This window comes from Bacteroides gallinarum DSM 18171 = JCM 13658 (assembly GCF_000374365.1).
GTDB lineage: Bacteria > Bacteroidota > Bacteroidia > Bacteroidales > Bacteroidaceae > Bacteroides > Bacteroides gallinarum.
Genome location: NZ_KB894172.1, coordinates 1 through 23377 on the forward strand (window position 1 = coordinate 1; position 23377 = coordinate 23377).

Genomic DNA, 23377 nt, shown 5'->3' on the forward strand with positions numbered 1-23377 from the left:
TTAAAACTTTTGCGGTATTTTTCCAGAACATCAAATTCTGTGAAGCCCAAAGTTGGGTGAATTTCGGAAATATTTTGTATCTTAGCCATATCTTAGTCGGGGAATTTCCCCCGTTTTGGCCTTCAAACCTTATTTGCGGGGGAATACCTAAAGATACAAAAAAGCCAGCTAATTCGCAATATTTTGTGTATGAATTAGTTGGCTGATTTTATATTATTTACTGAATGTCCCTTCTTCAATGCCTTTGCTTCGCAGATAGTCGTTTGCCTTGCTGAAATGCCTGCATCCGAAAAAGCCGTATTCGGCAGAGCGGGGTGAAGGGTGGACGGTAGTCAGTATAAGGTGTTTGTTGCCGTCTATCAAGGCTGCCTTTTCTTTGGCATAAGCTCCCCAAAGCATGAATACCAGATGTTCCCGTTCGTCGCTCAGTTTCTTGATTACCGCGTCGGTAAAGGTTTCCCAGCCCATATTCCGGTGCGAGCCGGTTTCGTGGGCACGGACGGTGAGGACGGAGTTCATGGGGAATACTCCCTAGGCTACCCAACGGTCTAAATTACCGGAGGCGGGAATCGGTTTGCCCAAGTCCTGGTGTATCTCTTTGAATATATTGGCAAGTGACCCCGGTATGGCTACTCCTTCGGGTACGGAAAAGCATATTCCGTAGTATTGTCCGGGATTGGGGTAGGGGTCTTGCCCCAGGATAACCACTTTTACTTTCTCGAAAGGGCATGAGTCGAAAACGTGGAAGATAAGGTGTCCCGGCGGAAGCACATGGGCATGTCCGTATTCATTCTTTACAAAGGATACCAGTTTCCCGAAATAGGGCTTGTCGAATTCTTCCTGTAAACGCTGCCGCCAGCTTTCTTCTATCTTCACATTCATAGGGTAAGGATATTGTATCTGGGTATGATGCGGCAAATGTACGAATAATACTTGTGAGTGCGTATGTATTTGGCAAATAAAAAGAAAGTTCTATGACGTTGCATAGAACTTTCGTGTATCGCTTATGCCTTTAGGGTTGTTATGACTTTTCCTATCATCGTCCATATGTGGTTCTCCTCCTGGGCGGTGTAGAAGTTGCCGTCTATTTCGGAAGGGCTGTCGGTAGCTTCTCCGTTCTGGATAGCCGGTTTTGCCAGCGGATGAACGGCGATTTTCTTACCTTTGGTGATACCCGTAAAGTCGAACAGCATGGCGGCTGCGCAATGCCCTATCATGATTTTACCTTTCTCGCCGAATGTCTTGATAACCTCCAGCAATGTAACGTTATAGGGCTTGTCGGCATACTGCTGGAATGCGGGAACGGCATCGCCGCAGGAAAATACAAGTGCATCGTATTCGTCTTCATGCCCTTTCAGGTTTGCTATCACATCGTCGGCAATCAGGGTGATGCCGGAGTTCGTCTTGATTTCCCTGCCGTCTGCCACTGCAAATACTTTATAGGGGATGCCATTCTCGAAGAATGCTTCCAAATACTGGAACAAACCGCATCCGTTGACCGGATTTACTGCCAAAACTGCAACTTTCTTTGCCATAGTTTTAATTATTAGGTGAAACAATCGTTACGTTCGGAAACGTTCATTACTTTTGTGTAACAAAGTTAGGATTTTTATGCGTAAAAACAAAATGCCGCATGTTTGGGGCAGTCTCTTACGGAAGCGGGATATCGTTCGGTATTGTGCAGATTATGACATACAAATATTCCGGTTCGTTGTGAACCGGAATACCTTTCTCACAAGATTTGTTTTTCAGAAAGAGTGTTATTCTTTTAGCGCTTCGCCTCTTTCATTCAGAATTATTTCCGTCTCTTCGCCTTCCCGGGTGATAATGCTGAGTTTATAGATTTTCGTTTCATCTTCTTCCTTTACATAGATTTCCTTGACAAGGACACCCTCGTAATCTGTTGCCAGTGTCACCATGACTGCTTGGGGCAGTTCTGGCGAATCCATTTTTACGAATTCGTCCTGTGGAACTTGTATTTCCGCTGCAATGGCGGATGAACTATTCGCTTCTTGTGCGTACATTGCAGAGCCGCTTGTACCCAGTATCATTGCCAATGCTGCCAATGCTTTCTTCATGGTTTTTTAACTTTAAATGAATATCGGGAGTTGTTTTCCAATATTAATTACATAGCAAAGAAGATGCCAAAAAAATAAAAAGTTTATATCTTTTTGATTTATAGTAAAGTGCGCGATGTGTGATGTATGGGAAACTGTGTGGAAATATGTGGAATACTGTGGAGCCGGTACACATATCTGAGGAATAATTACACAGAATTTTAGCGGACTTCTTATTTATTCTATATAAATTTGCAACATACTTAAATATGGATACGAATATGATTAGACTGAATGTTTTTATTCAAGTGAGTGCGGACAACCGTGCTGCCGTTATGGAAGCTGCAAAAGAATTGGTGGCTTGTTCACTGAAAGACAATGGTTGCATTGCTTATGATATTTTTGAAAGTGCGACTCGTGAGGATGTCCTCATGATTTGTGAAACCTGGAAGGATGCGGAGTCGCTGGCTGCACACGAAAAGGCTGCTCACTTCGTAACCTTAGTTCCTAAAATTCAGGGATTGGCTTCTATGAAACTGGAGAAGTTCTGCTTCTGATAATGCGTTATACTTCATTGTTCAACTTGTGAAACATCGACTCTGCATATAGCTGTGCTCCACGAATAGCACCTCTCATCTTTGAAGCTATTCAGCTATTCGGGTAGGTTAGGATAATCTGCCCCAGAGTTTTATTTTCATTCTTATTTATCCGTGCTGCATCATATTACCCTGTTCTGAGGTAATATGCGGCAGTGCATATTGTTGTCGAACAATGAATTATACTTATAAACAAATCTGGCTCATCAACTTTCCGGTGATGATGAGTATTTTAATGGAGCAATTAATCAATATCACCGATGCCATTTTTTTAGGTCATGTAGGAGAGGTGGAGTTGGGAGCGTCCGCCCTTGCAGGTATTTATTATCTGACGGTTTATATGCTGGGCTTCGGTTTCAGCGTGGGGCTGCAAGTGGTGGTGGCACGCAGAAACGGTGAACGGAATTATAAAGAAATTGGTAAGGCTTTCTTTCAAGGGCTGTTTTTCTTGTCGGGACTGGCTGTATTATTGTGCCTGTTGGTACATTGGTTGTCTCCTGCCGTTCTGGAGGGGCTGATAACTTCTCCTGATATCTACCGCTCGGTCGTTCAGTACTTGGATTGGCGTAGCTTGGGCTTGCTCTTTTCTTTTCCGTTCCTGGCTTTCCGTTCCTTTTTCGTGGGAATAACCGAAACGAAGGCGCTCTTGTGGGCTGCCGTTGCAGCCGTATGTATCAATATACCTTTGAACTATCTGCTGATATTCGGGCTGGACTTGGGTATTGCCGGGGCTGCTATGGCTTCGTCGTTGGCTGAGGCAGGCTCTTTTATCATATTGCTTTTGTATATGTGGGTGAAGGTGGATAAAATGCGTTACGGGCTGAAAGCCGTATATGACGGCAGGCTGTTGGCAGGTATTCTGCGGTTGTCCGTTTGGAGCATGCTTCATTCTTTTATCAGCATAGCACCGTGGTTTCTGTTCTTTGTTGCCATAGAACACTTGGGTAAAACGGAGCTGGCTATTTCCAATATCACCCGGAGCGTGTCTACCGTGTTCTTTGTTATTGTAAGTTCGTTTGCCGCGACTACCGGTTCGCTGGTGGGCAATGCGATTGGGGCGGGGCAGAGGCGATGTCTTTTTCCTATCTGCGGTAAGGTGATTAAATTGGGGTATGCAGCAGGACTTCCCTTGATTGGACTGGCTTTGCTGGGGAACCGTTGGATTATAGGTCTTTATACAGATAATCCTATATTGGCTCAGCAAGCCGTCGTACCTTTTATTGTAATGTTGATGAACTATATCTTCGCTGTGCCGGGATGTGTGTATCTCAACGCCGTGACCGGAACGGGCAAAACGGACATCGCTTTTGTCTTTCAGGTAACGACTATCGGGGTATATCTGCTTTACCTTTACTGGATAAGCCATTGCCTGCACGCTCCGTTGGCTGTGTATCTGACGGCGGAATATGTTTTCGTCATTATGCAAGCAGTCCAGTCTGTTATTTATCTGAAAAGAAAACTGTATCGAGACTGATTTTTATATAGGAAAGTCAACCATAATGTCGGCTTTCTTGTTATAATTTCCATATAGTGGAATTATGAAACAAATAATCTTTATTTTTGCAATGTTAATAAGTTGTCTGTCTTGTGTAGGTAAACCGGCAGGGCAGGCAGAAAGGAGAACCGATATGAAATCAATGAAAGAGATTTATCTGGCAGGAGGATGTTTCTGGGGGACGGAACATTTCCTGAAACAAATAGAAGGGGTAGAGGCTACCCGGGTAGGATATGCAAACGGCAATATAGCCAATCCGACTTACCGGCAGGTATGTACCGGTACTACGGATTTTGTCGAAACCGTGGAGGTACGGTACGATTCCGATAAGGTAGACTTGCCTTTCCTTATCGACCTTTATTTCAAGACGATTGACCCTACCAGCCTGAACAGGCAGGGAAATGACCGGGGCAGTCAATATCGTACGGGCATTTATTATACGGACACCGCCGATTTGCCTGTTATCCGTGAAACCGTCGACCGCCTGGCAGCCGGCTATACGCGTCCATTGCAGGTAGAAATCGAGCCGTTGAAGAATTTTTATCCGGCAGAAGATTATCATCAGGACTACTTGGATAAAAATCCGGGAGGATATTGCCATATTGACCCTGTATTGTTCGACTTGGCGCGTAAGGCGAAGGTGAAGAAAACGGCGGCAGTGTACAGCAAACCGGACGATGCTGCCTTACGCTCGCAACTTACGGCAGAACAGTATGCCGTTACCCAGAAGAATGCTACCGAGCCTGCTTTCCGTAATGCTTATTGGAACGAGTACCGTCCCGGTATCTATGTGGATATTACTACGGGAGAGCCTCTGTTCGTCTCTACCGACAAGTTCGACTCCGGTTGCGGGTGGCCTAGTTTCTCCAAACCGATTGACCGTGAACGCATCCGGGAGAAAGTCGATACTACCCACGGCATGATGCGTACGGAAGTTCGCAGCAAGGCGGGGGATGCTCATCTGGGGCATGTCTTTACGGACGGGCCTAAGGAGAAGGGCGGGCTGCGCTACTGCATCAACAGCGCCTCATTGCGTTTTATTCCAAAGGATAAGATGCAGGAGGAAGGATATGGCGAGTATCTGAAGTTGGTTAAATGACGGATATGTGATTTTTTTGAAATAATCTCTTCTCGTCCCTAAGGGCAGGACTTATCTTTGCATCATAAACAGATAGATGCAGATACAAAAACAGTTGTCCGGAAATTTACTTCGAACAACTGTTTTCTGTACTCTTGAATTTTAACCTTTCATAATGCTTGCCATTATCAATCGTCGATATCGATTACTCTCATTTGGGAGTCGAATGTAATTTCCCAACGATTGGATAATTTTATCTCGTATTCATTGTGGTCGAATTCTATTTCGAGAATTCTTGCATCCGGGTAGTTCGTTTTTACATAATTACGGATAGCTTCCGGTACAATCTGTGCGGGAACCTCGCTTTGTCTGCACCGCACTTCTTTCCATTCGCCCGCTTTATCGAATTCTACCTTTTCTCCGTTCGTAAATACCACATCGTAGCTTTTGTAAAATACTCCCGATTCCTGTTTGGCTAACGCCACTTTGTGATTTTTGAAATGCGTCTGGATAAATGTTTGCGCCTTTGCCGGTAGCTGGCTTACTTGTATCGGTTTATCATTGTCTGCCATAACCATTGTGTGCGCTGCAAACATACAAACTAACATCATAATTAACTTTTTCATACTTCCTTATTTTTAACGGTTAATACTTTATTTGTTTTTGTATTGCAAATATGAGAAAGAAATCTGGAAAGAATTGGGAAAAAAACTCTATTTTTGAAAAAATATCGGTGTGAGAAAAAAGTAGCTTTGATAAAAAGACGCTTTCACTGTAAAAGATATATTCCGATTGATAATACAAATATAAAATGATATGTTAGAGCTACCTGAAGTTGTCACGCTGAGTAATCAGATTAGCCATGCCCTGGCCGGTAAGACGATTACGCAAGTGTTCAATGCTATCAAGCCGCATAAATTCACCTTCTACAATAATAACCCGTTAGAGTATGGTAAGTTATTGGTCGGAAAGACTATCTTATCGTCCGGAGGATATGGTATGTTCGTTGACTTCTATCTTTCGGAGGGTGTGACGATGAATATTGCTGATGGCGTCATTGTACGCCATTATCAGTCGGGTGATAAAATTCCTTCCAATTACCAGTTGTTACTTACTTTCGACGATGAATCTTTTCTTGTTTTTACAGTTGCTATGTACGGCTTTATCAGTGTTTATCAGGGGGATGATATCGGCAATAAGTACTATGCGATTAGCCGCAACAGCATCTCTCCTTTGAGTGAGAAATACACGGAGAGGCAGTTTGATACACTCTTTTGTGGTGTTAAAAAATCCCTGACAGCCAAAGCTTTGCTTGCCACCGAACAGCGCATCCCGGGAATAGGTAATGGAGTTACGCAGGATATTCTGTTCAATGCCCGTATTCACCCTAAGCAGAAAGTATTGAATTTGACGGATACCCGGAAGGAGGCCTTTTTCAATTCTCTAAAGGCTACTTTAACGGATATGACTTTGAAAGGTGGTCGCGATACCCAAACAGACCTTTACGGTAAGTACGGCGGATACCGAACCATTCTTTCTGCCAAAACATGGAAAAATCCTTGCCCCCGTTGCGGAGGGATGTTTGTGAAAGAGGCGTATTTGGGCGGAACGGTTTATTACTGCCCGCAATGCCAGCAAATGGAGGAATAAGTATTCTCTTTTATGTTTTCAGCGTTTCTTATTCTTCTAAAGCTTCAAGCAGTTCGGGCGTGTGCCTTTAAATCGGTGGAGCCGGTCGATGTTTGTCCGGGTAGGTAAGTTGAGGATTCTGCTTCTTGGGCATCTCCCTTTTTTAGTTACAAGATATTGGTTAGTGGCATTACCTGCATTTTAATTTTCCCTTTCTCTCGTATTATTCGCTTCTATGATACTTAATGTAATTCTTATGATGAAAAGGAGTACGACACCGACTACAGCATACATCGACAATATGAATAATGACAGCATCACCGGAAAATAGATAATGCAAACTTGTACCAGCGGCTTGCCATGATGTCGTAGCACAGTAACGAACTGGATGAATTGAATAATAATCATAACGCCTGCATACACCAAAGAGAGCGCTGTCATAAAATGCCAGAAACCGTAATCGAAACATATAGCTCCCCATATATCGTTTTTAGGGAATATGTCTGTCGCTCCGCTAAACAGTATTTTAATAATCATAATCACCAGTGGGACGAGGATTGCATAGGCTGAATAACTTAAATCGATTGGCGATACTTTCCGTCCTATCCAGTTCAATACGTTCCGAAACAATATGAATTCTTGATATACGATAAACATACTTCCCAAAATTACCAATGTCATATTTCCTAGGTTGTTGTTTACTAATTGAAGTGATGCGAACATCCCCGCCCGTGAATGAATCATCCAGGCAAATGTGCATATCGTTATACCAAGGAGAGTAGCCAGCGATATTCTATTGAAAGTCCTCCATGAAAGATATTCACCGTTCGAGAAGCGTATTATAAGATTCAGAATCATCGCTAAGATAGTCAATGATGCAAGTATCGCCGGAAATATATATTGTGTAGCAGTCATAGCTAAAGGTTTTTGATAAGGTCTTTAATAAAGAAATCCCTGAACTTCGATGAAATTCAGGGACTGCATGATTTCTTGAAAAGTGGTGTCACCAGGAATCGAACCGGGGACACAAGGATTTTCAGTCCTTTGCTCTACCAACTGAGCTATGACACCATTTTTATCTCTTTTGCGGTTGCAAAGGTAGTGAAAGTTTTGGACTATGCAAGAGGTTGGGAGATAAAAAACGCTGATAGTTAGCTATGCGACTAAGTATCAGCGTTTATTATTTATGAAAAAATACTGAAAAAGTTTGTAAGAACTTTGTTTTTGCAGTTTCTTGTCCGGACTTTCAGTTTTATTCCCTGGCTTTTCAGTTTATTCTCCGCCCTTTCGGTTCTACTCTCCGTTTTGAGGGCTCTATTCTTTAGAGTTTTACATATCCTTATTAGATACAGACGCTTCGGAAGCGGCAGACTCCTTTTTGAGCGGATTCCAACCTTGCGCTTTCAACTCAAATTCCTGGCCGTCGCGGGTGATAAGGGCACAACCCAATTCCGGTTTCGTGATATGGCCTATCAGCTTGACCCCTTCCATTTCGGACACCTTTTCGTGGTCGGCAATAGGGACGGTAAACAGAAGTTCGTAATCCTCGCCGCCGTTGAGGGCGCAAGTTGTGAGGTTCATATTGAACTCCTCTGCCATGACAGCCGTCTGGTAGTCGATAGGGATATGCTCCTCGTAGATACGGCAGCCGACCTTGCTTTGCGTACAGATATGCAGCAATTCCGAGGACAGGCCGTCGGAAACATCCATCATGGAAGTGGGCTGAATACCCTCTTCAGCCAATTTCCGGATAATATCACGACGGGCTTCCGGCTTCAGTTGCCGTTCCAGCAGATATTCCTTGCCGGCGAAGTCGGGTTGCAGGTCTTTGTCGCCTTTGAGGACTGTCTTTTCGCGTTCCAGCAGTTGCAGTCCCATATAGGCGGCGCCTAAATCGCCAGACACACAAATAAGGTCGGTTTCTTTGGCGCCGTTGCGATAAACCGTTTTACCTTTCTCACCTTCGCCGATACAAGTGATGCTGATAGTAAGCCCCGTATAGGAAGAAGTCGTGTCGCCGCCTACGACATCCACGCCGTACTCCTCGCAGGCGAGACGGATACCCGCATACAGTTCCTCCATGTCTTCCACGCAGAAACGCTTGGACAAGCCCAGTGAAACGGTGATTTGCCGGGGCGTACCGTTCATGGCGTATATGTCGGAGAAATTCACTACCGCAGATTTATATCCCAGGTGCTTCAAGGGTACATAGGTCAAGTCGAAATGTACACCTTCCAGCAATAAATCGGTAGTAACCAGCACTTCCTTCTCCGCCGGATAGGAAAGCACAGCGGCATCATCGCCGATACCGTACCGGCTCGATTTGTTTTTCAGTTCGATACCTTCGGTGAGGTGGCGGATAAGCCCGAACTCACCGAGAGTCGCTATTTCTGTTCTCATTCTTAATTAGTTGAAAATTGATAGTTGAGAGAATAGTTGAAGGTCGATAGTCAAAGTTAATGGTTGACAGATAGGAGTTTATAGTGAACAGTTGACTGTTTGCCAACCTTTACGCCCTATTAATCAACTCCCTCATAATCTCCGTCATCTTCGGCTGTGCGGCGTCCGCAGCTTTCTGCACCTCCTCGTGAGAGACTTCCACAATCTTACCTTCCACACCCAAGTCCGTGATTACCGATACGCCGAACACCTTGATGCCGCAGTGGTTTGCTACGATTACTTCGGGAACGGTAGACATCCCGACCGCATCCGCACCCAGGATACGGAACATCTTGTATTCCGCCGGTGTCTCGAACGTAGGCCCTTGCGTACCGATATACACGCCATGCTGCACCTTGATACCCTTTTCGGCGGCAATTACATCCGCCTTGCGGATAAGCTCCTTGTTGTATGCCTCACTCATATCCGGGAAACGTGGGCCGTATGGAATATTCTTGCCGTGCAGCGGATGTTCGGGGAAGAAATTGATATGGTCGGTGATAATCATCAGGTCGCCGATTTCAAAATCGGGATTCGTACCGCCGCTGGCGTTAGAAACGAATAAAGTCTTGATACCCAATTCGCGCATCACACGTACCGGGAACGTCACTTCCTTCATGGAATATCCCTCGTAGAAGTGAAAACGTCCCTGCATGGCCAGAATATCCTTGTTGCCCAACTTACCGAGAATCAGCTTGCCGCTGTGCCCCTCTACCGTAGAAACGGGGAAGTTGGGAATATCCTCGTACTTTATTTCATACTTCTCGGTAATCTCGCCCGCAAGACTGCCGAGGCCTGTTCCGAGTATGATTGCTGTCTCAGGATGCGTGTGCATCTTACCTCTCAGATAAGCTGCGGTTTCTTGAATACGTTCTAACATAGCCAATAATGTTTTGGTTAAATATATATTGTTGATTTTGCAAAAACTCAATCTCGATAGGAAGCACATAGATGTACGGTTTCAGTACTCCGCCCAGGGCGGGATGACTTTTCAGCCGGGCGGCATCCTTCTCCGTAGTGATAATCAGCCGCTTGCCTTCTGTTAACTGCAAGAAACGTTCCTCGATGAGTTGCACGTCTTTCGTGCTGAAATCGTGGTGGTCGCCGAATGCCAGCAGGCTAACGTGGGAAGTGTACGATTTCACTTCTTCCACCAGTGGGGCGGGCGAAGCGATGCCCGTCACAAGTAACACTTGTTCATCTCCCGTGCAAGATATTCTTTTTTTCGCCTTTTCGGGGAACAGCGGCATTAGCGAGCCATAACGGAACCTGGAGAAATACAACTGCTGGTACGGATACAGATGCAACCGCTTGGTGATGATGTTGAAATCTATCGGCTTGATGTTGTCCGGGCATTTCGTTACGATAACTATCTGCGCACGGTTCTTGCCGCTGGCAGGTTCACGCAACCTTCCCGCAGGCAGCAGGACATCATCGCACAGCAACCGGTGGTAGTCGGTCAACAGAATATTCATCCCCGCCTTTACATGGCGGTGCTGGAAAGCATCATCCAGCAACACTACATCCACAGCCGGATTTTTCAGCTCCAATAACTGCCCGATACCGTGGCAGCGGTTTTCGTCCACCGCCACCCGTATGTCCGGAAACTTGCTCTTTATCTGGTACGGCTCGTCGCCGATTTGCTGCACGCTGCTCCCGGCAGTTGCCAGCACATACCCCTTGCTTTTTCGTTTGTAGCCGCGGCTCAATGTGGCTACGTTGATGCCCGCATGCTGCAATAACCTTATCAGATACTCCGTATGCGGCGTCTTGCCCGTTCCGCCTACGGCAAGGTTACCTACACATATCACAGGAACGTCGAAACTCTTCGACCGGAGCCAACCCCAGTCGAAGAGCTTATTTCGCAAGCATACCCCTATCCCGTAGAGCCAGGACAAAGGATATAGCCAATGATGTATTTTTACGGATGCATCTCTCATTTAAAATTATCGTATGTTCAGTTCAAACGGCACACGTGCCTGTATACGGTCTATCTTGTCGAAGTTCTCGATGATACCGAACTGACGGTACACGTCGCCCATTTTGCCGTTCAGTACACGCGCTTTGATGTAATTCCCGGGATTCGTACTCATCAGGCTCTCGAAGAAACTCTCTTTCTTCGGATAACTCATTACGGTGTAGGCATCTACACCCGCTTTGTCTATGGCGATTTCCAACGCTTTATCCAGGCCGCCCAACACATCCACCAGCCCTAACTCTTTGGCGGTGCTACCGGTCCATACGCGGCCTTGCGCTATCTTGTCCAGTTCTTCCATACCGATGCCGCGCCCGTCGGAGCAGCGGGTCAGGAATAACTCGTAGCCATGATTTACGTGCATCTGCAGCAGCCCTTTCTCATCGTCGTTCATCGGGCGGGTTATTGTGCCGAAATCAGCATACGGGTTAGTCTTTACCACGTCGAAGTACACGCCGATTTTCTCCGTCAGCCCCTGTACATCGGGCATCATGCCGAAGATGCCGATAGAGCCGGTCAGTGTGGTAGGCTCGGCAACAATCGTGTCGGCATTACAGGAGATGTAGTATCCGCCGGAAGCGGCATAGTCGCCCATGGATACGATTACCGGTTTCTCCTTCTTCAGTTGGCTCACGGCATGCCATATCTGTTCGGAGCCGTAGGCACTGCCGCCAGGAGAGTTTACGCGCAGTACAACGGCTTTCACGTCTTCATCGTCTTTCAGCTTGCGCAAGTCTTTGATAACCTTTTCGGAGTTGATACCCTCGTCGGCAGAAGACGATGAACTGCCGTCGATTTCGCCGTACGCATAATACACGGCAATCACATTCCCGCTTTTATCCCTGGGTACATTCTTCTTTACATTTATCATGTCCTGAAGCCCCAGTACCGGCATACGGTCGTCCTTGTCGATGCCTATCAGGTTTTTCAGATAGTCGCGTACATCATTCTTATATATTAAGGTGTCCACCAGGCCGCTTTTCACACTTTCCTCGGCGGGGTGGAACATCAGCATGCGGTCGGCAGCCTTGTTCAGCTCCTCTACGGACAGCTTGCGCGACTGGGCGACGTCCCCCGTTATCCGTCCCCAGATAGAGGTAAGATAAGCATTTACCTGCTCACGGTTGGCAGGGCTCATTTCGGTAGCGATGAACGGTTCTACCGCCGATTTGTACGTGCCTACCTTGAATACCTGCATTTTCACGCCGATTTTCTCCAATAAGTCCTTGAAGAATATCGGGCTGGCAGCCAACCCCCGCCATTCGAGCATACCCTGCGGGTTCAGCAGCACTTTATCCGCCACGCTGGACAGGTAGTAAAGCCCCTGCGTGTAGGCATCACTGTAAGCCACGATGAATTTTCCCGACTCCTTGAAGTCTTGCAACGCACTGCGTATTTCTTCCAGCGAAGCAAATCCCGTACCCAGCGAGGTTGCCTGGATATAGATACCCTTGATGTCCTCGTGCTCTTTCGCTTTCTTGATAGCAGCGAGAATATCGTCCAGACCGTAGGTCTTATAATCGTCTCCCATAAGGAAGTCCAGCGGGTTTTCCTGGCTGCGTTCCGCCAGTGTCCCGTTCAATTCCAGCATCATAACGGAGTTCTTGCGCACCTGCGTTTCCGACTCCGAGGAGGATACCATACTGAAAACCATGAGAATGCTGATGAAAAACAAAACGACGCTCGATACGATGATACCCGTAACGGTGGCGAGCGTAAATTTCAAGAAATCTTTCATTGTCTTATTGTTTTTGGTATGCTAACTCTTTAAGCTAACAAAGATAAATAATTAGGTTGATATTTTCCCTATCTGTCGCATGAATTTTCGATTTATCACACAAGCGTTTTTTATTTCCTCGCTTCCTTTGCTTTCTCTTTATAAACATTGTGCCCGATAGTTCGTTTTAGGGTAGTGTTATCGCATATATAATTTAAAAACGAGAAGTTATGAAAAGAAAAGATTTAGAAGAAGATGAAGAAACGGCCGAGTTGTCGTGTTACATGATGAAAGTAATCGATGATTTAACGGCAGACAAAAAGTATCCGGCAGTACATACCTATATCAGTACGCTACGTTCTTTTGTCCGATTTTCCGGTGGCAGAGACGTTAAGTTACCGATGCAGCAAATTTTTACCCCCGGACGTTTAAAAGAGTATGAAAGTTGGTTGATGGTGCAGCGTAAACTGAGCCTGAACACGGTTTCCACCTACATGCGCACATTGCAGGCGGTCTATAACCGTTGGATGCCTTTGGGTAGCAGGGATTATAATCCCAAACTGTTCGATGACGTCTATACCAAGGTAGAGCCTCATATCAAGCGGGCATTGACGGAACAGCAGATGAAACGGCTGATGTATTCCGAAGCTGTACCGATTTCCGACGAACAGAAAAGAACTCTTGCATATTTCGTGCTTATGTTCCTGTTCCGTGGCATGCCATTCATAGATTTGGCCTACTTGCGTAAGAAAGACATGAAAGGTGGTGCGATTGTTTACCGCCGGCATAAGACGGGTAAGCAAATGACAGTGCATATTCCCCGCGAAGCAGTACCGCTGATAAATGAATTCCGTGACAAGAATTCCCAGTCGCCCTACCTATTTCCTATACTGGATGCAGGATTGCACAGCGAATGGGAACTGTACCGATACTACCAGGACGCTTTGCACCGTTTCAACAAATCCTTGGGTAAGCTGATGCGCCTGCTATTGCCCGGTTTCAAGGTAAGCTCCTATACGGCGCGCCATACGTGGGCTACCCTGGCATTTTATATGGGTATACCCGTAGGTATTATCTGCCAGTCTTTAGGACACTCTTCTATCCGGGTTACCGAAACATACTTGAAACCTTTTGAAAATGAACGGATAGACAAGGCTAACCGGAAACTGATTTCTTCTGTTAGAAAATGTAAATGGGGAAGTATACCGCACTATAACAAGTTGTAAAACACGGCATTAGACAATAATTACTTACCAAGTAATGGTCAGTACAGATTGCAAATATCTTATATTTTTTACATATGTGCAAATAAAAATTAAATAATTTATCCTACCGATTACAGAAAAACACAATAATGATTGATTAAATAAAGAAATTTCCTCTGGTTTATTATTAAGCAGTACATGAAATGATTTATCCGTCTTGTCAAGCGAAAAACGGAGCGACTTTTCGTTGCCTTTATCACTCCTGAAAAGCCTTTTTCTTCTCTGAACAATGCAAACCGGAGAAGCGTCCCCGGTTTGCATGGAATAACAGTTGATTGTTACTTGGTAAGTAACCGCCAAACGGCTAATTGTCAAACGGGTTTAATGGCAGAAACTATTTTGCCCTTATTTAAATATCGATTTTTATGTTGAGAGCATCTATCATATTCTCTGTTTTTGCCTTACAAATCCTTTCCCTTGCAGCTCGAGAGAAGATAGATAGCATATGTACGTTCCGTTTCTGCCTCCGCCGGGATATGTTTTTCGTACCTTACAAAACCAATGAACCCCAATTGGAATACCTGTTGGCTTTTGTCGGGCAGCACAAAGAAGATATTCTCAACCGGCGCATATTTCTCTATGTAAATGGCTACTGTAACTCATTACCCACCCATAAAGCCAATCTTGCCATTGCCAAACTACGTTCCAACCGTGTAAAATCTGAACTTATAGTGCGCCGGGGGCTTAAAGAATACTGCTTCATCACCCGGAACCATGCCGAAAGCGGTGAATATGTCACTGTATCCGTGTACATACCTGCATCCCTTGCAGACACGTTGTCCGGGGTGGGCGGAGTGGCTCCTGCTGCAATGAAAGCTGTGTCTGTACGGTTCCCCGATACCCTTGCGCATCTTTCAACCCTTGCCGTTCCGCCGCCCGTACCAACCTTCGTGTATCCGCTGCCCGCCCTTGCCTTCAGGCAAGACAAGCCCGTACTGCCTTTCTCCGGTATGCAACAAGCCTCGGCATCACCCGTTCCGCCCCGTTTCGCCCTTAAGGCCAACCTGCTCTATGCGGCCGCCCTGCTGATTAACGCCGAAGCCGAATTTTACTTTAAGCGCCGTCTGTCCCTCAACCTCGATTGGCAATACGCCTGGTGGAGCAACCGCGGCAAGCACAAGTACTACCGCATAGCCGCCGTCAGTCCGGAACTCCGTTACTGGTTCGCCTCCACGGAAAACTTTCGCGGACACTTCGGCGGTTTCTATGTGGGTACAGGACTCTACGAATTCATGGCACATCCCACTCACGGCATCCAGGGCGAATTTTTCATAGCCGGCGGACTAACCTACGGCTATATGTTCCCCCTGGGTAAACGGCTACGCATGGAACTCTCCCTGGGTGTAGGCTACATGATGACCGAATACCGTCAGTATCATTGGGACAGGGGATGCTATGTTTACGAGAAAACACAACGATATTCCTATTTCGGCCCGACAAAAGCAAAAGTTTCCCTGGTTTGGCCGCTAAACCGGTTTAAATGGAAACCGAAAATAGAATAGTAATGAGAATAGTTATGAGTGTACTTGCCACATACCTGATACTGCTTTCCGGTTGCGACCGCAATGACCTGTGTTACGACCACCCGCATGAAAACCTTCATGTCACTGTGGTGTGGGACTCCGTTCCTGCAGAATTACAGGCCTCACTGCCCGAAGGCGTGCGCATTTCCATGTATGCGGTACAGCAAGCACGTCAGGAACAGTCCGGTGCTAACTATACTTATTACCGCGATACCTATGGCGGCGACGTAACCGTGCAGTCCGGCATATACAACTTCCTGCTTTTTAACAGCGATACCGAAAGGATACAACTGCGCGGTATGGACAACATATACGCTGCGGAAGCCTATCTGGATACCCGCACGCGAACCCCTTATAACACCCGTGCCACCACCAACAAAAACATCTATTATTCTACCACCTCGAATGCCAACCTGCACACCCGCAGCGAGCTGCTGATATCCGAGCCCGACCGCTTTTTTGCCACTTACAGTTCCGTGGAAACAGTAGAGGCTTTCGACCGAAACCACCCCGACACCATTTACGCCTACCCATGCAGCCGCGTTCTGCAGGTAGTACTTACCGTAAAGGTACAAGGGCTTGAAGGGGCAGCCTCCTGCCGCGCATCGCTCTCGGGAGTGGCGCGGGGCATTTACCTCGCTACGGGCGAATGTACATATGATACAGGTACTGCCATTTTCTATATGGACAAACAGTCCGACACCTTCCTGAGACACGAAATCAACGTCTTCGGACTGGTACGTTCACCGGACGGAACCCCGCAGGAGGAGCAGGTACAACATCTCGTCCAGTTGGAGTTCGTGATGCGCGACCACTCCGTCGTCAATTATGAATTTGAAATCTCCGACCAGATAGACTTCAGCGCTATCGAACCCGAAATCGTGATACCCATTGTCGTAGGAGAGGTGCAACTGCCCGAAGTCGTGATACCCGATTCGCCCGGCGGCGGTTTCGATGCCGGGCTTAGCAACTGGGGCGAAGAAATAGATATTATTTTATGATACTTATTATCGAACATGTAATAAATGAATAACCGGAGTAAATAACAGCAGAATACAGAAACAGGGAGACGCATGACGAATAACAGTAATCATTCTCGCAGATAAGAGGGGAACAGCCGCTTTATCCCGGAATAGCAGAGTGGCAATTTTATAATTAACTAATAAAGAATATGAAAAAGATTATTATGAAGGCTGCCGTAGCGGCCGCAGTTTTGACGAGTTGCTCTAATAGCGAGCTCGTAGAACTTTCGGATAGCAGAGCTATCGGATTTGAAACTTACGTAGGCAAAGCCTCTACAAGAGGAGTGCCGGTTACCGGAAACAAATTTGCCGACGGCCAGTCCATAAAGGTATGGGGATTTTATACAGATGACCAGATGACAGGTACAACCTATGATGCTACAGCCTCTGCAATCCCTAACCTGGAAGGTGCGCAAATAACCAAGACCGCAGGAAACTGGACATACTCTCCGCAAGCTTATTGGAAAAACGGTAAAGCCCATACATTCTTTGCAAGCGCACCGGGAGAAGCTACCGCCACATTGGCTGCCGGAGTCTTTTCGTACACAGTGCAGGATGAGGTTGCCAATCAGGTAGATTTCATGGTCGCAGACGCATTGAAAAACGATAAATGGGACGAAACGTCCACGCCCGACCCCGCTAAGCAGGTTTTTGCTTTCCGTCATGCACTTTCGCAGATAAAGTATTCCGTAGGGCTTACGGAACTGGCAGAGACAGATGCAAGCGACGTAAAAGTCAAATCCGTAAAGATTGAGGCTTTGGCTACTGGCGACGACGAAACCGTTGCCGGACTTTATACCACAGGAAATATCGACATAGTAGGCCGTGCTACTGATGCCGGAGCACTGGTTTGGACTAACCTTTCCGGAGAAAATAAGACAGGATACATGGTAACGCCCGATGCTGAAATCGCTTTGGGTGATGCTGTCGCTGCATCCTCGGCTGATTATACGCTTGTACCCGACGCAACCGACGGCACGCTGATGCTGCTGCCCCAAACGACGGTGGGCAATGTCAGATTTACCGTGACCTTGTCGTATAAGGCGCTGAAAGAAACTGGTACTCCTACCAAAGAAGTCAGCGTACTTATCAATACCACTGCTACACAGACGTGGGAGGTCAATAAGATTTATCATTATAAGTTGGGCATCAGCATGCCGCAGGCGTTGAAGCAGAAAGCTATCGAGTTCGATGATACAAATATGACAATAGAACCTTGGGATACTACTGTAACCGATACAGAGCTAACCGGAGGAACAGTCAATCCTTAAATTATCCGTCATTCGGACACGTAGTGAAGAATGACCGGTAACCCCACAGGCTATAAGGGGTTGAATGTCCTCTTATAGCCACTACTGCCTTTGCGGTACAACCAGATTAAGATGAAAACAAAAGCATAATGAAGAAGTATTTATTAATCAGTTTCAGCCTGATAGCCTTACTGTCGAGCTGTTCTACGGAAGAAGAAGTCAGTCGTTCCTCTTTCATGTCGCTTTCTTTCGAAACTTTCGTGGGTAAAGGAACCTCCACCCGTGTTTCCAGCCGAACAGACTTTACCGAAGGAGATAACTTCGGAGTCATTGCCTACCGGCATGGTGCAGACTCGTGGGCAGACGGAGTTACGAAAAAGCTGTTCATGGATAATGTCAAAGTAACCCGTCAAGGCAGCGAATGGACGTATGCTCCCACCAGATATTGGGAAGAAGGCGTCAACCACACCTTCCTTGCTTACAGCCCTTACAATGAAGATTATATGCTCAACGGGCAACAACTCGTCAACATCACCACTGCCGACGCCGTTTCCGCCCAGGTAGACCTGCTGTATTCCATTCCCGACGTAGGCAGTAAAGACCTTGTATGGGCCGAAGGACAGAAAGTCGTTATGACCTTCCGTCACGCCCTGTCCCAAATCCGCCTTTCCGCCTCCACCGACCAGGACTATACAGGCTATTACGGCGTAACAATCCGCAAGGTAGAGCTGGCAGGCATCCAGAACATGGGCACGCTGAACCTGGATGCGTCCGACGCTTCCGTTTCTCCATGGAACTATCAGGGGAGTAGCGGGGGCTACATTGCCCATACCGCAGACCTTACCGTTGCCTTGAGCACAGAAGAAGCCCTGCTCAATGCAGGCGATAACCTCTTTATGCAGATACCGCAAGAGATACCCGATGCCGAAACGGCAAGTTTCAAGATTACCTACGACATCGTCGCCACCGAAGCCGGCAATGCCTCCAATTCGAGAAACGGGCTGGTAACCACCGTTCCCATTCCCGCGATAACCTGGGAACATAATCGCATCTATCACTACAAGATACAGATGAACCTGTTACAACTGCTCGGGCTGAAATCTATCGAGGTAGGAGAACCCGATGTGGTAGAGTGGGAGACAGGCGGCGAAATCAAACTGCCCGCAGACCTTACCGTCACCATTGTACCAACAACCTCCGGTGATACCGAACAGGAGGGTACGGGAAGCGCAACGCTGGGTATTACCAAGAGCAATGCCGCAGGTCAGATACAGGCGATAAAAATCGTAAATCCCGAGAAAAACGACCAGTGGATTGTAGAGGTAGGTCCCGAATTGACGGATGATGCCGCTGTCGCCACCCTCGCTGAAAAGAAAGAACCTGCCTCCTGGCTGAAAGTGAGCAAAGGAACGGGGAAAGCCGATGCCAGTAAACTCTACGGAAAGGAAGATGCCGAGATACAGATTAAAATAGTGGAAGCCAATACTTCGGCTCAATCGAGGAAGGCGGAAGTCACTATCAGGCGTGCTCTCTCGGGCGTAACCCGTATTGTGGTGACGCAAGAGGAAGCTCCCGCCGCTATTATCGAGGCAAACTCCACACAGTTCCCTATGGAAGGCAGAAGTAATCAGTTAACTATTATCAATCCGGCAAGTAGTTCTGCATGGTCGCTCTCACTGAGCGAAGGTGCGGACACGTGGCTTTCGCTGCAAGATGAAGACGGAAATCCGGTTACTCAAGGCACTGCCGGGCAAGTTGTCAATGCGGTTGCTGCCGCCAATCATACCGCCTCTGTACGCACTGCCACCATTACCCTGACGCGTGAAGCTCAAGAGCCGGTGTTGGTCGAAGTTACCCAGGCGGCTCCCGAACCTATGTCCGTATCTGCCACAGACTTCTCCTTCTCCTATCTGGCAGGTAGCCAAACACTGACCATTACCAATCCCGAAGCCGGGAAGGAGGACTTTACGTGGACACTGGCAGGAACTTCTCCAGACTGGCTTACAGTGAGCCCCACTGCCGGAACTACAGATAAAACCGGGAAACTGACCTTTACGACCCTCCTCAATACAGCTTCTATCGCCCGTACCCCTGCCGCTTTTACGTTACAACGTGTGGGACAGGCCGACATCCCTATTACCGTCAGTCAGGAAGGGGCGCCTGTTACCGTACTATCGGCCACCGCCCTTACCGCTACCTATGCTGCGCAAACCAAGACATTCAATATAACAAGTCCGGCCGGTATTCCATGGAGTTTGGCAAACTCCGCTGCATCCTGGATAGAAGCGTCCCCTGCATCGGGCAGTGGCAATGCCACGGTGAACCTGGTATTGAAAGCAAACACATCGAGTACCGCCTCCCGTGGAGGTACTGTTACCCTAACCCGTGACGGGCAAAGCCCTCTCGTCCTTACCGTGACGCAAGAGGCTACCCCCGCCCAAAAGACAACGGTGTCTCCTACAAATATCAAGGGAGTGCCCAGTAGCAGTTGGTCATCTACAATCACGGTAACCGCTGCACCGGGCATGACATGGACGGCTACGGTCGATGCACCTACATTCGGGCTTTATCCTTATTTATTTATCAATACTAAGGGTACTAAGCAGATAACGCAAACCGGTTCGGCCACATTCAAACTGATAACCCCCGGCCTCCCTTCGACCGGGTCTTATATCGGTATAGTTTATATAAAAGATGAACAAGGCAAGACTGCCATTACCATTGCTTTGGCCGCATAATATATTAATGATATGATGAAATATGTGCTGACAATTTTGATAGCCGCCATTTTGTCGGGTTGTTCTACGGAAGAAGAACTCGATGTGACGGAGTACAAAACCCTTTCTTTCGAAACCTTCGTTGGTAAAGGAACTCCCACCCGTGCTTCCGTTCGAATGGATTTTGTCGAAGGAGATGACTTCGGAGTTATTGCCTACCGGCATGGTACAGACTCGTGGGCAGACGGGGTTACGAAAGAGCTGTTCATGGATAATGTCAAAGTAACCCGCCAAGGCGGTGAATGGACGTATGCCCCCACCAGATATTGGGAAGAGGGTATTAACCACACTTTCCTTGCTTACAGCCCCTATAATGCAGGCTATCTGCTTAGCGAAGGGCTGCTGACGGGTGTCACCACGGCTACGGAAGCTTCCAGCCAGGTAGACCTGCTTTACTCCATTCCCGACACCGGCAGCAAAAACCTGATATGGGAAGAGAAAAGGAGAGTGATGCTCAACTTCCGCCATGCCTTGTCCCAAATTCGTATATCGGCTTTTACCGGCCAAGATTATTCGGGTTACTACACGGCTACCGTTCGTGGGGTAAGGCTGACCGGCATTCATAATACCGGCAATCTCAACCTGAACACTTCCGATACCGGTACCTCTCCCTGGAACGCGCAAGCCACTGCTTCAGACACCGGTTATTCCGTCAGCACGGGCGGACTCGATATTCCACTCTCCATAGCCGAAGTCCTCCTGAACTCGGACAGCCAGCTTTTCATGCAACTGCCCCAGGAAGTTCTTGCCGGAACGGCAACTTTCGAACTTATCTGCGACATCGTTGCCACCGAAGCCGGAGATGCCGCTCGTAATGTTACGGGTAAGGTTATCTCTATCGCGATACCTGCGATAACCTGGGAACATAATCACATCTACCACTATAAGGTACAGATGAACCTGCAACAAATACTCGGCCTTAAACCTATTGAACTGGAAGAACCTACGGTGGAGTTGTGGGAGGCTGAAACGGAAACGCAACTGCCCGGTACTACCTTTTCGCCTGCTAACGGATATACAAAGAGCGCTACGGAAGGCAATGGCTCTTATCCTTTTACTGTCAGTGCGCCTCCGGGTAGAAAGTGGACTGTTAAAACTGCTACGGCAGCTACTGTATATAAACTTAACGCTTATATGACTTTTATATATAATGGTGTTGAATATCCGGGTGTAGGCGGTGAATTTTCAGGTACAGGACCGGGAGAATTTACGATTGTTGTGGATGGTTTTAATGAGGTTATTACCGGTATAACAGTAGGAGTCTTTACGCTGACTCCGGAAGGTGAGGCTTCAATCGGAGCCGGTATAAAACTAACCTCCGGCAGTTAATTGTATTTTCAAAAAGAAACGAGCATATCATGAAAACAACAGATGTGGAATTGAACATAGACGACCGCGTTTGGGTACAAGAATACGATGCCGACGGCGAACCCTTGCGGCTGCGTTATGCCAAAGTATTGGGTATTGTGCCTCATAAAGAACAGCCCCCAGAGGTTATGGTAAGTTATCTGGACGGGCGGCGGAAGGATGAATGCGTTCCGTTGGAATACATAAAGGAATACTGTAAGAAAGAAATTTACTGATGCTCATTAGGGGAGGCGTACAGGCAAACCTCATTATAAAGTGTCCTCCGGATTCTTTAATAAATTTCCTATGAGTCATCAGTAAAAGTCGCTTTTTGCCTCTTTCTTCCCGAACAGCCTCCTCCACAAAAGGTATCTTGCATTTACCATATTCGCTGATTTCCTCCTAATCTTGAGAGCCGCCGAGGGTGTCATAGAGGGTAATTTCTAATTTTCCACAAAGCTATTGGTCTTATCGAAGTATAAGTCATTCTATAATGAGGTCTGCATGTCTTTCCTACGTCGGCATATACTTAAAAGGCTTCTAATATGCCATTAAAAGGCTTTTAATCCCCTATTATAAGCCTTTTAATAGCATCTCAGTCGTTGCGTCATCCCTTTCTTGTTTCCCCGTCCTCCCTTTTCTCCGCGGAGCGTATGCCTCCTCATCCCCCTCCTTCCTTCGGCCTGCTCCCCTCCCGCCTTTCCCTATCGAATGCCTCCATTGCCTATACCCGCATACACCTCCGCGCCACCGTCCACCCTCGGATTTGTACGGACGCCCGCCTTTACCCGTCCGCACATGGAAACGCGTACTCACGCCCTCCATGTGCGCCTTTATATATTATAATGTGTACCCTCCACTGCCTCCCTTCCTTCCCCTTAAAAAATATCCCCTCTGATATACCTATCAATCAACCTTTTACGAAAAACCTTCGGATAATTAAGTAAAAAACCTTCCCGTATATTTGGTTCATATTCCCAAAAGCCCTACTTTTGCATCCGCTTTCGGGAACGGAGGCAGCGTTGAATTGACATTCTGACAGAAACGGTGTAAGAAGCCTTTCATTTTTCTTCCATAAATGAGCAGTTTCATCCGAAACGTCCTCCTTTAAAAAGAAAAATGAAAAAACTTCCAAAAACATTTGGAAGTTATCCGGTAAAGTCCTTACCTTTGCACCCGCTTTCAGGAACAAGGCGGCGATTGAACA

The 23377-nt window shown here is 47.0% G+C and carries 21 protein-coding genes, 1 tRNA gene and 1 pseudogene; 12 read left to right on the forward strand and 11 right to left on the reverse strand.

Annotated features, from left to right (window positions below):
* Positions 1 to 206: hypothetical protein (locus C233_RS24705; protein WP_039748484.1), on the forward strand; the 206-nt coding region annotated here is incomplete at its 5' end.
* A 7-nt stretch (positions 207 to 213) separates the two neighbouring features.
* Here the strand turns inward: C233_RS24705 and ung are convergent.
* From ung to C233_RS0119790, 3 genes and pseudogenes are all read right to left on the reverse strand, one after another.
* A pseudogene (gene ung / locus C233_RS22990) lies at positions 214 to 882 on the reverse strand (uracil-DNA glycosylase).
* 122 nt (positions 883 to 1004) lie between these two features.
* Positions 1005 to 1535, reverse strand: coding sequence for a DJ-1/PfpI family protein (locus C233_RS0119785; RefSeq protein ID WP_018669249.1), 531 nt, complete (start codon positions 1533 to 1535; stop codon positions 1005 to 1007).
* A 225-nt stretch (positions 1536 to 1760) separates the two neighbouring features.
* Entirely contained in the window at positions 1761 to 2078 is a 318-nt protein-coding gene (locus tag C233_RS0119790; RefSeq protein ID WP_018669250.1) for an HAD family hydrolase, read from the reverse strand.
* 260 nt (positions 2079 to 2338) lie between these two features.
* On the opposite strand from C233_RS0119790, the gene C233_RS0119795 reads away from it, so the two are divergent.
* From C233_RS0119795 to msrB, 3 genes are all read left to right on the forward strand, one after another.
* Positions 2339 to 2614, forward strand: a complete 276-nt coding sequence (locus C233_RS0119795) for a putative quinol monooxygenase (RefSeq protein WP_018669251.1) — start codon at positions 2339 to 2341, stop codon at positions 2612 to 2614.
* A 214-nt stretch (positions 2615 to 2828) separates the two neighbouring features.
* Positions 2829 to 4127 (forward strand): MATE family efflux transporter, encoded by a 1299-nt coding sequence (locus C233_RS0119800; protein ID WP_018669252.1) that lies wholly within the window; start codon positions 2829 to 2831, stop codon positions 4125 to 4127.
* 64 nt (positions 4128 to 4191) lie between these two features.
* On the forward strand, positions 4192 to 5247 hold the full coding sequence (gene msrB, locus C233_RS0119805; protein WP_025069170.1) for a peptide-methionine (R)-S-oxide reductase MsrB: 1056 nt from the start codon (positions 4192 to 4194) through the stop codon (positions 5245 to 5247).
* Between the two features lie 167 nt (positions 5248 to 5414).
* On the opposite strand, the gene C233_RS0119810 is transcribed toward msrB, so the two are convergent.
* Entirely contained in the window at positions 5415 to 5852 is a 438-nt protein-coding gene (locus tag C233_RS0119810) for a PepSY-like domain-containing protein (protein WP_025069171.1), read from the reverse strand.
* 190 nt (positions 5853 to 6042) lie between these two features.
* Between C233_RS0119810 and C233_RS0119815 the strand changes: the two genes are divergently transcribed.
* The gene (locus C233_RS0119815; protein WP_018669255.1) at positions 6043 to 6876 is read left to right on the forward strand and encodes a zinc finger domain-containing protein; all 834 of its coding nucleotides are present in this window, start codon (positions 6043 to 6045) and stop codon (positions 6874 to 6876) included.
* Between the two features lie 180 nt (positions 6877 to 7056).
* Here the strand turns inward: C233_RS0119815 and C233_RS24920 are convergent, their stop codons facing one another.
* From C233_RS24920 to sppA, 6 genes are all read right to left on the reverse strand, one after another.
* The gene (locus C233_RS24920) at positions 7057 to 7392 is read right to left on the reverse strand and encodes a hypothetical protein (RefSeq protein ID WP_241217630.1); all 336 of its coding nucleotides are present in this window, start codon (positions 7390 to 7392) and stop codon (positions 7057 to 7059) included.
* A 461-nt stretch (positions 7393 to 7853) separates the two neighbouring features.
* Positions 7854 to 7926 (reverse strand) — tRNA-Phe (locus tag C233_RS0119825).
* Between the two features lie 258 nt (positions 7927 to 8184).
* Positions 8185 to 9255 (reverse strand): thiamine-phosphate kinase, encoded by a 1071-nt coding sequence (gene thiL / locus C233_RS0119830; RefSeq protein WP_018669257.1) that lies wholly within the window; start codon positions 9253 to 9255, stop codon positions 8185 to 8187.
* Between the two features lie 109 nt (positions 9256 to 9364).
* Positions 9365 to 10174, reverse strand: a complete 810-nt coding sequence (locus tag C233_RS0119835) for a purine-nucleoside phosphorylase (RefSeq protein ID WP_025069172.1) — start codon at positions 10172 to 10174, stop codon at positions 9365 to 9367.
* A complete protein-coding gene (lpxK, locus tag C233_RS0119840; RefSeq protein WP_018669259.1) occupies positions 10131 to 11234 on the reverse strand; it encodes a tetraacyldisaccharide 4'-kinase in 1104 nt (367 codons plus the stop codon). Before lpxK ends, C233_RS0119835 begins: the two co-directional genes overlap by 44 nt.
* 6 nt (positions 11235 to 11240) lie before the next feature.
* On the reverse strand, positions 11241 to 13007 hold the full coding sequence (gene sppA / locus C233_RS0119845; RefSeq protein WP_018669260.1) for a signal peptide peptidase SppA: 1767 nt from the start codon (positions 13005 to 13007) through the stop codon (positions 11241 to 11243).
* A 209-nt stretch (positions 13008 to 13216) separates the two neighbouring features.
* Between sppA and C233_RS0119850 the strand changes: the two genes are divergently transcribed.
* The 7 genes from C233_RS0119850 (at position 13217) to C233_RS0119885 (ending at position 22406) form a co-directional block, all read left to right on the forward strand.
* On the forward strand, positions 13217 to 14212 hold the full coding sequence (locus C233_RS0119850) for a tyrosine-type recombinase/integrase (protein ID WP_018669261.1): 996 nt from the start codon (positions 13217 to 13219) through the stop codon (positions 14210 to 14212).
* Positions 14213 to 14616: 404 nt separating this feature from the next.
* The gene (locus tag C233_RS23310) at positions 14617 to 15753 is read left to right on the forward strand and encodes a DUF3575 domain-containing protein (protein WP_018669262.1); all 1137 of its coding nucleotides are present in this window, start codon (positions 14617 to 14619) and stop codon (positions 15751 to 15753) included.
* A gap of 2 nt (positions 15754 to 15755) precedes the next feature.
* Positions 15756 to 16775 (forward strand): DUF5119 domain-containing protein, encoded by a 1020-nt coding sequence (locus C233_RS0119860; protein WP_164835514.1) that lies wholly within the window; start codon positions 15756 to 15758, stop codon positions 16773 to 16775.
* 170 nt (positions 16776 to 16945) lie between these two features.
* The gene (locus C233_RS0119865) at positions 16946 to 18067 is read left to right on the forward strand and encodes a fimbrillin family protein (RefSeq protein WP_018669264.1); all 1122 of its coding nucleotides are present in this window, start codon (positions 16946 to 16948) and stop codon (positions 18065 to 18067) included.
* Positions 18068 to 18195: 128 nt separating this feature from the next.
* A complete protein-coding gene (locus tag C233_RS0119875) occupies positions 18196 to 20784 on the forward strand; it encodes a BACON domain-containing protein (protein ID WP_025069175.1) in 2589 nt (862 codons plus the stop codon).
* Positions 20785 to 20796: 12 nt separating this feature from the next.
* Positions 20797 to 22152, forward strand: a complete 1356-nt coding sequence (locus C233_RS0119880; RefSeq protein WP_018669267.1) for a fimbrillin family protein — start codon at positions 20797 to 20799, stop codon at positions 22150 to 22152.
* A 29-nt stretch (positions 22153 to 22181) separates the two neighbouring features.
* Entirely contained in the window at positions 22182 to 22406 is a 225-nt protein-coding gene (locus C233_RS0119885; RefSeq protein ID WP_018669268.1) for a hypothetical protein, read from the forward strand.
* A 674-nt stretch (positions 22407 to 23080) separates the two neighbouring features.
* On the opposite strand, the gene C233_RS24710 is transcribed toward C233_RS0119885, so the two are convergent.
* The coding region (locus C233_RS24710; protein WP_018669270.1) for a hypothetical protein at positions 23081 to 23377 on the reverse strand (297 nt) is incomplete at its 5' end.